The sequence below is a fragment of the Streptomyces sp. NPDC031340 genome (genome assembly GCF_055569945.1).
In genome coordinates, this window is sequence record NZ_JBVIIE010000009.1 from 165,171 (window position 1) to 178,693 (window position 13,523).

At 71.8% G+C, this 13,523-nt stretch carries 11 protein-coding genes; 4 read left to right on the forward strand and 7 right to left on the reverse strand.

The window, feature by feature from the left end:
• Positions 1-14: 14 nt before the first annotated feature.
• The 3 genes from ACZ5GT_RS09280 to ACZ5GT_RS09290 form a co-directional block, all read right to left on the reverse strand.
• A complete protein-coding gene (locus tag ACZ5GT_RS09280; RefSeq protein ID WP_469017781.1) occupies positions 15-1,826 on the reverse strand; it encodes an aKG-HExxH-type peptide beta-hydroxylase in 1,812 nt (603 codons plus the stop codon).
• Between the two features lie 277 nt (positions 1,827-2,103).
• A complete protein-coding gene (locus ACZ5GT_RS09285; RefSeq protein WP_469017598.1) occupies positions 2,104-2,301 on the reverse strand; it encodes a hypothetical protein in 198 nt (65 codons plus the stop codon).
• A 240-nt stretch (positions 2,302-2,541) separates the two neighbouring features.
• Complete coding sequence (locus ACZ5GT_RS09290; protein ID WP_469017601.1) at positions 2,542-4,221, reverse strand: MFS transporter; 1,680 nt, start codon at positions 4,219-4,221, stop codon at positions 2,542-2,544.
• A gap of 62 nt (positions 4,222-4,283) precedes the next feature.
• Here ACZ5GT_RS09290 and ACZ5GT_RS09295 point away from each other — a divergent pair, with 62 nt between their 5' ends.
• On the forward strand, positions 4,284-5,285 hold the full coding sequence (locus ACZ5GT_RS09295) for a helix-turn-helix transcriptional regulator (protein ID WP_469017605.1): 1,002 nt from the start codon (positions 4,284-4,286) through the stop codon (positions 5,283-5,285).
• Between the two features lie 542 nt (positions 5,286-5,827).
• Here the strand turns inward: ACZ5GT_RS09295 and ACZ5GT_RS09300 are convergent.
• Positions 5,828-6,826 (reverse strand): sigma-70 family RNA polymerase sigma factor, encoded by a 999-nt coding sequence (locus tag ACZ5GT_RS09300; RefSeq protein ID WP_469017608.1) that lies wholly within the window; start codon positions 6,824-6,826, stop codon positions 5,828-5,830.
• 229 nt (positions 6,827-7,055) lie between these two features.
• On the opposite strand from ACZ5GT_RS09300, the gene ACZ5GT_RS09305 reads away from it, so the two are divergent.
• Positions 7,056-7,574, forward strand: coding sequence for a GNAT family N-acetyltransferase (locus tag ACZ5GT_RS09305; RefSeq protein ID WP_469017611.1), 519 nt, complete (start codon positions 7,056-7,058; stop codon positions 7,572-7,574).
• 120 nt (positions 7,575-7,694) lie between these two features.
• On the opposite strand, the gene ACZ5GT_RS09310 is transcribed toward ACZ5GT_RS09305, so the two are convergent.
• On the reverse strand, positions 7,695-8,498 hold the full coding sequence (locus ACZ5GT_RS09310; RefSeq protein WP_469017614.1) for a dioxygenase family protein: 804 nt from the start codon (positions 8,496-8,498) through the stop codon (positions 7,695-7,697).
• Between the two features lie 98 nt (positions 8,499-8,596).
• Between ACZ5GT_RS09310 and ACZ5GT_RS09315 the strand changes: the two genes are divergently transcribed.
• Positions 8,597-9,166: a MarR family winged helix-turn-helix transcriptional regulator gene (locus ACZ5GT_RS09315; protein WP_469017617.1), complete on the forward strand. Its 570-nt coding sequence runs from the start codon at positions 8,597-8,599 to the stop codon at positions 9,164-9,166.
• Between the two features lie 187 nt (positions 9,167-9,353).
• Here the strand turns inward: ACZ5GT_RS09315 and ACZ5GT_RS09320 are convergent, their stop codons facing one another.
• Both ACZ5GT_RS09320 and ACZ5GT_RS09325 read right to left on the reverse strand, forming a co-directional pair.
• Positions 9,354-10,895 (reverse strand): MFS transporter, encoded by a 1,542-nt coding sequence (locus tag ACZ5GT_RS09320; protein ID WP_469017621.1) that lies wholly within the window; start codon positions 10,893-10,895, stop codon positions 9,354-9,356.
• Positions 10,896-11,190: 295 nt separating this feature from the next.
• On the reverse strand, positions 11,191-11,835 hold the full coding sequence (locus ACZ5GT_RS09325; RefSeq protein WP_469017788.1) for a TetR/AcrR family transcriptional regulator: 645 nt from the start codon (positions 11,833-11,835) through the stop codon (positions 11,191-11,193).
• Between the two features lie 320 nt (positions 11,836-12,155).
• Between ACZ5GT_RS09325 and ACZ5GT_RS09330 the strand changes: the two genes are divergently transcribed.
• Positions 12,156-13,460, forward strand: coding sequence for a M6 family metalloprotease domain-containing protein (locus tag ACZ5GT_RS09330; RefSeq protein WP_469017625.1), 1,305 nt, complete (start codon positions 12,156-12,158; stop codon positions 13,458-13,460).
• The last annotated feature ends 63 nt before the right edge of the window (positions 13,461-13,523 follow it).

A 13,523-nucleotide genomic window follows, 5' to 3' on the forward strand; every position in this document is an offset into this window, starting at 1 on the left:
GCCCGACGGACCGTTCAGTGGGCCAGCCAGTGGGCCAGCGCGAGCGGGTCCGGCGGGACGGGCAGCGCGCGGCTGACCGCCACGGCCAGTTCCGGGTGCTCGGTCAGCGCGGTTCCCGCCGCCCGCTCGCCGCACTCGATCAGCGCCAGGCCGAGCCCCGCCCAGGCCGCGGGCCGGGCGTCGGGGGCGCGCAGTTCCTCGCCGTACAGCTTCGCCGCGGCCACGGCGTCGCCGTCCACCAGCGCCAGGTCGGCGGGGACGGCTCCGGGGACGCTGTTCGCCGGGTCGTCCACGGCGCGCAGGGCGGCGAACTCCGCGGGCGCGATGAGGCGCAGGCGTGCCAGCAGGGCGAGGGTGTCCAGCCGGCAGGCGTGCGGGTCGGCGCGCAGGACAGCCTCGGGGCGCGCGGTGTCGTCTGAGCGCCCCCCGGCTCGCTTCCCGGCTCGCTCGGCGGCACCCCAGGCATGCGCCAGACGCTCGGCGTACGCCTGGGGCGTGTGCATGTGGTGGGCGCGCCAGGCGGCACGGTGGTGCGCTGCCGCGAGCGACGCGAGACGCTGCTCGCGCGCCCCCACCGGCTCCGCCTGCCGGCCCGCGGTCTGCTCGTCCAGCGCGTCGATCAGCGCGCGCCCCGGCGCGGTCAGCGCCGGGTGCCGGCGCAGCGTCCCGATGACCTCACGCACGGCGCTGCGCCACAGGGCGAACTCGAATCCCGCGAGCCCCTTCGGACCGCGCGTGCGCCAGTAGTGCACGACCCCCGAAAAGGCGTACGCGCCGTGCACCAGGCCTCCGAGCGGGCGCGGGTCGTCGCGCCACGGGGCGTGGAAGAGGTCGTCGCACTCCTCGAAGAGGGGCGTGAGGAAGATGACGCCGTTCAGGAGGGTGTGCCGGAACTCGTGCAGCACGGCGACACCGACCTGGGCGGGGAGCACCTCCGCGTCCTCGTCGGGCTCCGACAGCAGCACGCACCCGAAGGCGTCGCTCGAGGACGCCGCGCGGGCCCGCAGCCGTTCTCCGCGTGGGAGCGGGACGATGGAGCGCAGCCCCGCGGCCAGCGCGCGGGCGCCCTCGGGACGGTCGTCGACCATGACCGGCCACATGCGCTCGAACCAGCGCTGCCAGGCGGCGTGGCGAGCGGGCGAGAGCCGGCCGGCCGCGGGCAGCGCCGGCACCGGCGCATACGGTCCCAGGTCGTCCAGCACCAGGTCCAGGGTCGTCCCGGCGTGCTCCGCGCGCAGCCGGCGCTGTCCCTCCCATCCGGGGCCGTCCTGTTCCGGGTCGGCGGGCAGCGTGACGGTCACCCCGCCCGCGGCGACGCGCACCACCCCGTCCTGCGCCCACACCCGGGCGGTGCCCCAGGGGTCCCCGCCGACGGTTGCCCGGCCGAGCCCGGGAAGGAAGACCCGGCCCTCCCGTACGGGCACGCGCACGTCGAAGTCGGCGCCCGCGGCGACGTGCACGACCGCCGCCAGCTGTCCGAGAAAGCCGAACTCCACGCCCAGCGGCGCCTCGTCCGGCGTCCCCCGCGGATCCGGCCGGGCCAGCCTGCGCACCAAGGCCGCCGACCACACGCCGACCTGGGGGTCGAGCAGTACGGTGCGGAAGGCCGCGGGAGCCGCGCGTTCGGCGGCCTCCAGGAGTTGCCAGTGCACCCGCACGGCGGCGGTGTCGCAGTGCGGGGTCTCGGTCGCGCCGTCCAGGAGCGCCCGCAGCAGCAGGAGCCGGCGGCTCACCTCCGCCTCCAGCAGGAAGGCGACGGCCTCCTCGTCCTCGGTGACGGAGCTGAGCGACCGCAGAACGGGGTCCGAGAGGTGGTGAAGGCGCATGGGCACGACGTTTCCTCGTTCACAGGGGCCGTGACGTGGGGTGCACGTCCGCGTCGGATCGGGGCGTCGGCCTCGGGGTCTGTCCGGCGGGTCGGGCCGGCTCCGGGCGACGGAGGCTTGCGGTGGTGTGCGCCGGAACGCATGGCGGAAGGCCCGAATGCCGGGATGCCGGGATGTCGGCCGGAAAGGGGGCACGGACGGGGAACCCGGGTCCTCGACGACACGCCTACGGTCGAGCGTGGCGGGCGCCACGGTTCCGGCAGGTCGGCCGGACGGGCTAGCTGCCGTCGCTGCCGGCGATCGTGGACAGCGGACGGTGGACACGCCTGCGCAGCTGTTCGACCGACGGGCGCAGGACGGCGTCGTCGAGGGCCGCGACCTCCGCGAGCGACAGTCCTGACAGGGCCGGCAGCCACGATCGCGGCGCCTCGGACTGCGTCACTTCACGGGAGGTGGCGTGTTCCGTCGATGACATGGCGTCACCGTATAGCAAAAAGTGCCTGCCGCCGAGCCTGGGCAGGTCGAACGGGTTCCCTGCCCCCGCCCCGACGCCGTACCACCGCTGACACCCCGCGGCTCCCGGCCACCGCAGGCAGTTGCGGGGACCGGGAGCCCGCGGGATCACCCGGACTCTTGACCAACTTGACCACCGGAAGGACCGGGAGGACCAGGAGCACCGGGACCACCGGAACCACCGGGAGCCCGGATCGCAGGGTCACGTCAGCGCTGCCGCACCCGCCTCCGCGCGGTCGTCCACCGGGCTCACGCCCTCCGCGTCCCCGGGCTCCACGCCCCCTGCGGACGCAGCCTCCGCGACCCCGGCGGGCGCGACCTCCGAACCCCCGGCCGACGCGACCTCCGCTCCCCCGCCCGAAGCGGTCTCCGCCCGCTTGGGAAGGGCGAACATCAGCAGGAAGATCACGGCCATCACCGCGGCCACCCACCCCATCGCGTGCCGGAAGGCGTCCACGAAGGCAGGGCCCACGGCCTGACGGCTCAGCCGGTCGGGGATCTCGCCGAAGAAGACCACCGACACCAGCCCGAGCCCCAGCGCGTTGCCCATCTGCCGCACGGTGTTGATGAGCCCGGACGCCGAACCGGCGTGCTCGCGCGGCACCTCGGACAGGTTCGCGTCCGTCAGCGGGGCGATGATCAGGCCCATGCCGGCGCCCATGACGACAAGGGGCGGTGCCATCTGCCAGGGGGCGATACCGAGGCCGTAGCGGCCGGACTCCCAGATGTAGAGCAGCACGCCCGCCCCCATCGCCAGCGCGCCCGCCTGCAGCACCTTGCGTCCGAAGCGCGGAACGAGCTTCTGCACGGACAGCCCGGCCGCAACGGACACCGCGATCGAGAAGGGCACGCCCGTCAGCCCCGCCCGCAGCGGGCTCCAGCCCAGGCCGGTCTGCATGTACAGCGTCCACACCAGGAAGAAGACGCCGAGCCCGGTCCCGAACACCGTCTGCACGGCGATCCCGGCCGCGAAGCTCTTGACCTTGAACAGCGACAGTTCGACCAGCGGGGAGCCGTCCCGCGCCGCCTTCCGCCGCTCGTACGCCACCAGCGCCACGAAGACGCCGACCGAGCCGGCCATCGACAGGTGCCCCCACAGCGGCCAGCCCAGCTCGAGGCCGCGGGTGAGCGGGTAGAGCAGCATCAGCAGCGCGAGCGTCGCCAGCACGACGCCCACCAGGTCCAGCTTCAGCGCCCGCGGCGCCTTCGACTCGGTGATGAAACGGCCGCCGAGGAACAGTCCGGCGATGCCGACGGGCAGGTTGATGAGGAAGATCGGCCGCCATTCCAGACCGAACAGGTTCCACTCGGTCAGCAGCGCGCCCAGCAGCGGGCCGGAGACCGCGCCCAGCCCGACGACCGCGCCGAACAGGCCGAAGACCTTGCCGCGTTCGTGCGCCGGGAAGGTGGCGTGCACGATCGACAGGACCTGCGGGACCATCATCGCCGCCATGCCGCCCTGCAGGATCCGGGAGGCGACCAGCATCTCCGGGTTCGCGGCGAAGCCGCACAGCGCCGACGCGAGCGTGAAGCCGCCGATGCCGATCAGGAACAACCGCTTGCGGCCGTGGATGTCACCGAGCCGGCCGCCCGTGATCAGGCCCGCCGCGAAGGCCAGCGCGTAGCCGGCCGTTATCCACTGGATCTGGCTGAAGGAAGCGCCGGACTCCTGCCGGATCGACGGGATCGCGATGTTGACGATCGTGACGTCGACGAGGTCCATGAAGGCCGCCGTCATCACGATGGCGAGGGCGAACCAGCGGCGTCGGTCCGCGGTGCGCTCCGCGGCGCTTTCCGCAGCGCTTTCCGCGGCGCCTTCGGCGGTGACGAGGGGCGTGCCGGGCGTGTCGGACGTGTCCCCACGGGTTTCTGTTGAGGTCATGGTTCGAAGCTATGGGGGCAATAGGTCAGATCATGTCCTAGTTCTCCGGCATCCTCGAAGGCATGACGACGGACACCCCGGCCCGGCTTCTGCAGCTCCTGTCCCTGCTCCAGACGCCTCGTGAATGGCCCGGCGGCGAGCTCGCCGACCGGCTCGGCGTCTCCCGGCGCACGGTCCGGCGCGACGTCGACCGGTTGCGCGAGCTGGGCTACCCGGTCCAGGCCACGAAGGGGGCCGACGGCGGCTACCGGCTGGTCGCGGGCAAGGCGATGCCGCCGCTGGTGCTCGACGACGAGGAGGCGGTGGCGATCGCGGTCGGCCTCAGGGCCGGCGCGGGGCACGCGGTCGAGGGCGTCGAGGAGGCGTCCGTACGGGCCCTGGCGAAGCTGGACCAGGTGCTGCCCTCCCGCCTGCGTCCCCGCGTCGCCGCCCTCCAGTCCGCGACAACGCCGTTGACCAGCGGAGACGGGCCGAGCATCGCCTCGGAGACGCTCACCGCCATAGCGTCCACGGTGGCGGGACGGGAGCGGCTGCGGTTCGCCTACCGGGCCAAGGACGGCACCGAGTCGCGGCGCGTCACCGAGCCGCACCGGCTGGTGTCGACGGGACGGCGCTGGTATCTCGTCGCCTACGACCTCGACCGCGCCGACTGGCGCACGTTCCGCGTCGACCGGGTGAGCCGCCCGTTCGCGACGGGTACGCGGTTCGCTCCGCGGGAGTTGCCGACGGGGAGCGCGGCGGAGTACCTGCGGCAGTCGATACAGCGGCGGCACGAGACGTACGGCTACGACTTCGAGGTCACGTTCGCCGCGCCCGTCGAGGCCGTCGCGGCGCGCGTGCCGTCCTGGCTGGGGACTCCGGAACCCCTCGGCGCCGCCGGCTGCCGCCTGCGGGCCACGGTCGGCGACTCGGTCGAGTGGCTGGCGGCCCGGCTCGCCGTCCTGGGGTTCGAGTTCACGGTCCGGGAGCCGGAGGAACTGGTCGCCGCCGTACGGGAGATGGGCGGACGGCTGACGCGGGCCGGAAGCGGAGGCGCCCCTGAACCGGGCCGGGATGCGGGGTAGGCGACCCTGGCCACCCCGAATGCTCCGACTGCCCCGGCTGCCACCGCCGCTACGACCGCTGCGACCGCTGCGACCGTCCTGATGCCCCGATCGCCCCGGTGCCCCGGCTGCCCCGGCAGAAGTCACAGGAGGAGCCGGGCTCCGGCGCCCCGGGGGAAGAGCGCCGAAGCCCGGCTCAGGGAGAGTCCCGGCGCCGGGGGGTTGCGTCGGGACCGGGTGTGGTCCGTGGGGGGTGAAGGTGTGTCCATCCGACCCCGGTCGCCGGGCCCCGGAGGGCCCGAACTCTTGTGCCCTGAAGTCTTTTTCCCTGGCTCAGCCGGTTGAAGCAGCGTCCTGAGGCCATTGTTTGCGCGGTCTTTCGCCACCCGGCGTACGCGGCACGGCCTGCCGCACGCCGTTCGACCGTCCGGCGCACCCAGCCCCGAACCGCGCCGGCACCGCGCCCCGAAGCCGCGCCGGCACCACACCGGGGACAGCGGGGGCAGCCCCGATCAACCAGCCGACCACAGCCCGCCGCCGGCAACCGCCAGGCCGCTGGGCCGCTAGGCCACCGCTTCGAAGCCGGTGTCGCGGGCCAGCTTCTTCAGCTCCAGCAGGGCGTGCTTCTCGATCTGGCGGATGCGCTCGCGCGTCAGGCCGTGCTCCTTGCCGACCTCCGTCAGCGTGCGCTCGCGGCCGTCCTCGATGCCGTACCGCATCTTGATGATGGAAGCCGTGCGCGGGTCGAGGCGGCCGATGAGGTGGTCGAGCTCCTCGCTGCGCAGCAGGGTGAGGACCGACTGCTCCGGGGAGACCGCCGAGGTGTCCTCGAGCAGGTCGCCGAACTGGGTCTCGCCCTCGTCGTCCACCGACATGTTCAGCGACACCGGGTCGCGGGCCCAGTCGAGCACGTCGATGACGCGCTCCGGGTTGGAGCCGAGCTCGGCGGCGATCTCGGCGGGCTCCGGGTCCCGGCCGTGCTCACGGTTGAACTCGCGCTGCACGCGGCGGATGCGGCCCAGTTCCTCCACGAGGTGGACGGGCAGACGGATGGTGCGGGACTGATCGGCTATCGAACGGGTGATGGCCTGGCGGATCCACCACGTCGCGTACGTCGAGAACTTGAAGCCCTTGCGGTAGTCGAACTTCTCCACCGCACGCACCAGGCCGGCGTTGCCCTCCTGGATCAGGTCGAGCAGGGGCAGGCCACTGCGCGGGTAGCGGCGGGCCACGGCCACGACCAGGCGCAGGTTGGAGCGGATGAAGATGTCCTTGGCGCGCTCGCCCTGGGCGACCAGGGCCGCCAGCTCCTCACGGGTCGCGTCGGCCTTGGATTCCTCGTATCCGTCGAGTACCTGCTGCGCGAAGACACCCGCCTCGATGATCTGCGACAACTCGACTTCCTTGGCGGCGTCGAGCAGCGGCGTGCGCGCGATCTCGTCGAGGTACATGCCGACCAGGTCGCGGTCCGCGATCTCGCCGCCGTGTGCGCGAACACTGCTGGCCTTGTCGACGGTCCTGCCGGAGGCGGACTGACGACGGGCGACGGCACGGGTTGCCATGCGTGCTCCCTTTGCGTTGCGGGTCCCCCGCCCGGCCGAAGCCGAGAGCGGGGAGGGCTGGCGGGTGTTTCCTGCAGATGCCTGGTACTCGCCTTCGAGTACGTCCGGCACTTTCCTCGGGTGCCCGGCATCTGATGGGCACAACGACTGGAATCCGGACAGAATTCCCAACCCGCCCCCCGATTTTTCTGATCATGCAGTACCCTGTGCCGCGCCGGGAGGAGGCGCGGTGCCGTCAGAGCGCGCGGAGGTGCAGGTCAGGCCGGGTGCCGAGAAGGACCTCGAGGCCCTCACCGACATCTACAACCACTACGTACGTGAGACGCCCATCACATTCGACACCGCCGTCTTCACTCCTCTGGAGCGACGCCCCTGGTTGCTCTCCCACCCCGAAGACGGACCGCACCGCCTGATGGTTGCCGCGGACGCGGATACACAGGAGATTCTGGGCTACGCCACATCCAGCCCCTTCCGCGCCAAACCCGCGTACGCGACCTCCGTCGAGACGACGGTCTACGTGGCCCCGCACGCGGGCCGCCGGGGCATCGGCACGCTGCTGTACCAGGCCCTCTTCGAGGCCCTGGCGGGCGAGGACCTGCACCGCGCCTACGCCGGCATCGCCCAGCCCAACGAGGCGTCCACCCGGCTGCACGAGCGCTTCGGGTTCCGCCACCTCGGCACGTACCGGGAAGTGGGCCGCAAGTTCGGCCGCTACTGGGACGTCGCCTGGTACGAGAAGGAGCTGTAGCGGGAACCACGGAAGGAACTGCGGAAGGAACCGCCGAAGGATCCGCGGAAGAAACCCTCGAAAGAGCCGCAGAACGAGCCGCGGCCCCCGGTCAGGCAGGAGCCGCGGTCACCCGGGGCGTCAGCCGAACTGCACCGACCGCTTGGCCAGCCCCATCCAGAACCCCTCGATCACCGACTTCTGCCCGTCCAGCTCGCCGGTCGCGTCGGCGGCGCCCATCGTCACGAACAGCGGGGCGAAGTGCTCGGTGCGCGGGTGGGCGAGGCGGCCGGCCGGGGACTTGCGCAGGAAGTCGAGCAGCGCGTCCACGTCACCCGTCTCCAGCATGCGGTGGCCCCAGTCGTCGAACTCGGCCGACCAGGCCGGCACTCCCGCGCCGGTGTGCCGCAGCGCCGCCAGGTTGTGGGTGAAGAAGCCGGAGCCGACGATCAGCACGCCCTCGTCGCGCAGCGGGGCCAGTCGGCGGCCGATCTCCATCAGCTTCACCGGGTCCAGAGTCGGCATGGAGACCTGCAGGACCGGGATGTCGGCGGCCGGGAACATCTCGACCAGCGGCACGTAAGCGCCGTGGTCGAGGCCGCGGTCCGGGATGTCCTGCACGGGCATGCCGGGCGCGCGCAGCAACGCACGGACGGACGCGGCGAGTTCGGGGGCGCCGGGAGCCTCGTAGCGGACCCGGTAGTAGTGCTCGGGGAAGCCCCAGAAGTCGTAGACGAGCGGGACCGTCTCGGTGGCGCCGAGGGCGAGCGGGGCCTCCTCCCAGTGGGCGGAGACCATGAGGATCGCCTTGGGGCGCGGCAGGGAGGCGGACCAGGCGGCGAGTTCGCCGGGCCAGACCGGGTCGTCCGCGAGCGGCGGGGCGCCGTGGCTGAGGTAGAGGGCGGGCATGCGCTCCGGCGTGCGCTCCTGGATGGCGGCGGACATGGCGGCGACTCCCTGCGATTACTTTAACTCTCAATGTCTTCGGCCAGCCTACGCCGCATTTGTTTAAGATTCAAGGAGATGCTCGTACAGTGGAGCACATGAACGCTCCCGCACCCGCCGACGAGCCCACCGGGACCAGCGAGCCCACCAAGGCCCATGAGTCCCTTGCGTCCCCCCAGTCCCGCGAGCACCGCTGGCTCACCGACGACGAACAGTGCGTCTGGCGCTCCTACCTGCACGCCACCACGCTCCTGGAGGACCACCTCGACCGCCAGCTCCAGCGGGACGCGGGCATGCCGCACATCTACTACGGCCTCCTCGTCGGCCTCGCCGAATCCCCGGACGGCCGGCTGCGGATGACGGAGCTGGCCATGCAGGCCAAGATCACCCGTTCCCGCCTGTCCCACGCGGTCGCCCGCCTGGAGAAGAACGGCTGGGTACGGCGCGAGGACTGCCCCTCCGACAAGCGGGGCCAGTTCGCGGTGCTGACGGACCAGGGCCACGAGGTGATGCGGCGCACCGCGCCGGGCCATGTGGCGGCCGTGCGGCAGGCGGTGTTCGAGCGGCTCACCCCGGAACAGCAGAAGTCCCTCGGCGAGATCATGCAGATCGTCGCCGAGGGACTCCAGCCCGACGAAGCGGGCGCGGACCTGCCCTGGCTGCGCTGAGCCGTTCACTCGGCGAGCCGGGCAGGTCCCGGGGCCCGTGCGTACGAGGCGTCCCCTTCCTCGTTCCGCACGGGTGGTACCGAAGGGGTACGACCGGACGGCCGCCCTCAGTGGACGACCACCGGAACCGTCACCGAACCGTCGGTGGACGACCACCGGAGCCATCCGTGGACGGCCACCGTGACCGTCAGTGGACGACCACCGGGACGGCCACCTGGTCCTCGACGTCCTCCGCGGCCGCGGCCACCGTGGTGCCACCGGGACGGCCGGCGTTGACGAGGGTCACCACGATCACCGCGGCGAGCACCAGCATGCCGACGGCGAACCAGATGGCGTTGGTGTAGCCGTGCACCGCGCCCTGCATCTGGACCAGCTGCGCCTGCGGCTTGGAGGTCGCGCTCGCGATGTGGTCCTTGATGTACGCGGTCGTCGCGGACGCGGCGATCGTGTTCAGCAGGGCCGTGCCGATCGCGCCGCCCACCTGCTGCGAGGTGTTGACCATCGCGGAGGCGACACCGGCGTCCCGGGGTTCGACCCCCAGGGTGGCCAGGGACATGGCCGGCATGAACGCCGTACCCATGCCGAGGCCCAGCAGCACCATCGCCGGCAGGATCGTCGAGGCGTACGCCGAGCCGATCTCCAGCTGCGTCATCAGGAGCATGCCGGTCGCGGCGACCAGGAAGCCGGGGCCCATCAGCGCCCGGGCCGGGACCCGGGTCATCAGGCGGGTGCCGATCTGGGTGGAGCCGATCATCATGCCCGCGACCATCGGCAGGAAGGCAAAGCCCGTCTCGATCGGCGAGAAGCCCTTGATGACCTGGAGGTAGTAGGTCAGGAAGAGGAACGTGCCGAACATCGCGATGATGGCGATGCCGAGCGAGAGGTAGATGCCGCCGCGGTTGCGGTCGGTCACCACCCGCAGCGGCAGCAGCGGGGCCTTGACCTTGGCCTCGGTGACGACGAAGGCCAGCAGGAGCAGCGCGGACGCGACGAACAGGCCGACGGTCAGGGAGTCGCCCCAGCCGTCGGACTCGGCGCGGGTGAAGCCGTAGACGAGCGAGACCAGGCCGAGGGTGGACAGCAGGACGCCGGGGATGTCGAGCGGGTTGCGGTTGCGGCTCCCCTCCGGCTCACGGATGACGAAGTACGCGCCGAGCGCGGCGACGATGGCGAACGGGATGTTGACGAAGAACGTCCAGCGCCAGTCCAGGTATTCGGTGAGCACGCCGCCGAGGATGAAGCCGACGGCGCCGCCGCCACCGGCGATCGCGCCGTAGATGCCGAACGCCTTGGCGCGCTCCTTGGCGTCCGTGAACATGACGGCGAGCAGGGACAGCGCGGCGGGCGCGAGCATCGCGCCGAACACGCCCTGCAGCGCGCGGGCACCGAACATCATCGCGCCGGTGGTGGCGGCACCGCCGAACGCGGAGGCGCCGGCGAAGCCGATCAGGCCGATGACGAAGGCCCGCTTGCGGCCCCACAGGTCGGCGATCCGGCCGCCGAAGAGCAGCAGCCCGCCGAACGCGAGGGCGTAGGCCGTGATGACCCACTGCTTGCTGCCGTCGGATATGCCCAGGTCCTGCTGTGCGGAGGGCAGCGCGATGTTCACGATGGTCGCGTCGAGCACGACCATCAGCTGGGCGAGCGCGATGAAGACGAGCGCCTTCCAGCGGTTGGCATCGAGGGACTTCGGGAGAGCGCCGGGAGCGCTCCGGACTGTTTCAGACATGGAGGTACCCACTTCGGGACTTCGTGAATTCGGGACTTCGGGACTTCGGGACTTCGACGGACGTGAGAACGGGACGTCGTGGCAGATGTCGTTACGGAGGCAAGCTGTCGTTGCCCGGAAAAGGTGTCGTGAGGGCGTCTGAGAGCGCCTGAGGGCGAGGGTGTCGAGGGCGTGGTGAGGGAACGACTCGCCCACGGCTCGTCCACGGCGACGGCCGGCGAGGCGCTTCTCGGTCTGGTGACCGGCGCTCAGGCGCTCAGCGCGCGTTCGGTGCGTTCAGTGCTGAACTCATCGGTCAGTGCCGGCGCAGATCCTCCATGGTGGCCGTCGCCCCCTGCAGGACAGAACGGGCCGGGGCCCGCAGTCCGTCCAGGAACAGCTGCAGATGACGGTGGACGAAGCGGTCGACGCTGAGACAGTCGGTCCCGGCCGGCGGCCGGCTGAGCTGGGCAACGGCGACCATCAGGTCACCGACGCCGACGTCGGGGCGGAGCTGGCCGGCCTTCCTGGCCCGCTCCATCACGCTCGCGATGATCTGCTCGCAGCGCTCGCGCGCCGCTTCCAGATCGGGATGGTTCTCGTCGAAGGCGGCGGCCACCATCGGGCACAGCGCGCTGATCCGTTCGTCGGCAGCGGCGTGCACGAAGCGCTCCAGCGCCTCGAAGGCGTCCCCGGTCTCCGCCAGCGCCTGCTCGCCCACCTCGGACGTCCGGTCCAGCACGGAGCAGACGACCTCACGGACGAGCGCGTCGCGGTCGGGGAAGTTGCGGTACACCGTGGCGTTGCCGACGCCGGCCCGGCGGGCGATGTCGTCCAGCGGCACGTCCGGACCGTGCTCGGTGAACATCTCCCGGGCGGCGGTGACGATCCGCTCGCGGTTGCGCAGGGCGTCGGCACGCGGCCGGCTCGCCTTCCGCTGCACGCGGGTCGCGGTCGTCATGGCCTGCACGGCGGACTCCTCAGCTCGATCGGGTGACTGCGAGTACTACGAGTATTACGAGTTCTACGAGCACTGCGGTTACTGCGGGTACTGCGGTACTGCGCGATCCGGGGACCGAGTCCCCGTTTCGATCGGACACACGTCTAAACGGGGAAACGATCCCCGGTTATTTCCCGCCCGGAAGAAGATTTCGTGTGACCTGAGCCACACCAAAACCCACGTTCGGGCCCCTCCAACGCGCGTTCGCACATCGCCCGACACAGGGTGATCAGAGAGGAGCAGTCGGTGACCGGCGGCTGCCGTGGACGAAGGACCCGTGCATGCAGCATGAGCGCCCCCGCCCCCAGGCCCCGCTCCGCCGCCGGATACGCCCGCGCCGTGCAGCCGCCTTCACGGCCGTGACCGCGCTGACCCTGACGGTCGCCACCTCGGCCGGCACGGGCGACCTCATGTCCCGCTCCACCACGTCCGGGGCCGGCCCGGTCTCCCTGGCCCGCGGCTCCGCGCTCAGCCCCTGCCTGATCAGCGGCAGCCGCACCGTCCAGATGTCGGAGGGCGTACCGACCGGCACCGGCTACTCACGCTCGACCGGCACCGTACGGGCGCTGAACCTGATGATCGACTTCCCCGACGCGCACGGAAAGGGTGACGCCCTCGCCCGCTATCGCGAGTTCTTCCCGCAGACCCGGGAGTGGTTCCGCACCGCCTCCTACGGACGGCTCGTCTACCGCCCGGAGACGCCCATCCCGCACTGGCTGCGCATGCCGAAGCGCTTCCGGTCGTACGGCATAGAGCGCGGCGCCCCCTTCGACCCCGGTTACCGCGAGCTGGTCCAGGACATCGTCACCGCGGCCGATCCGCAGGTCGACTTCCGCTCCTACGACTTCCTGAACGTCCTGATCACCCCGAACGCCGGCCCGTCCGCCCTGGACACGGTCCTGTCGGTCACCTTTGCCGGCAACAAGGACGCCCCCATCGCCGACGGCGTCCCCGTGGCCAACGCCTCCTTCGTCTACTCCCGCCAGGACGACGACTCCGGCTCCTACTCGCGCAACGGCTACCGCGTCCTGCCGCACGAGAACGGCCACGTCTTCGGCCTGCCCGACCTCTACACCCAGGAGGGCGGGGGCGCCGTCGGGCACTGGGACATCATGAGCGAGGACTGGGGGGCCAACAACGACACGCTCGGCTGGCACAAGTGGAAACTGGGCTGGCTGGACCCCGGCCAGGTGACCTGCGCGGCGACCCGCGGCACCGTGCGGTACACGCTGACGCCACTCGCCCGCGCCGGCGGCCCGAAGCTGATCTTCGTACCCATCGACGGCCGCCGTGGCTACGCCGTCGAAGTGCGCACCCGCGAGGGCAACGACGAGGCCGTGTGCCGGCCGGGCGTACTCATCTACCGGGTCGACGCCGGAGTGGACACCGGCATGGGCCCGGTGACGGTCTACGACGCCCAGCCCGACAGCGGCGGCTGCACCCGCGCCCCCAACGTCCACGCGGAACTCTCCGACGCTCCCTTCACGCCGGGCGAGGAGTTCCGCGCCCCGGACGGAGACATCCGGATCGCGGTGATGAGCAGGAACGGGGAGGGGGACTACCGGGTGGCGGTGACGCGGGGGTGACCGGCCGGGCAGGGCGGGGAGCCGCCGCATCGATCGCCCCGGCTCAGCGGCAGCGGACGCGCG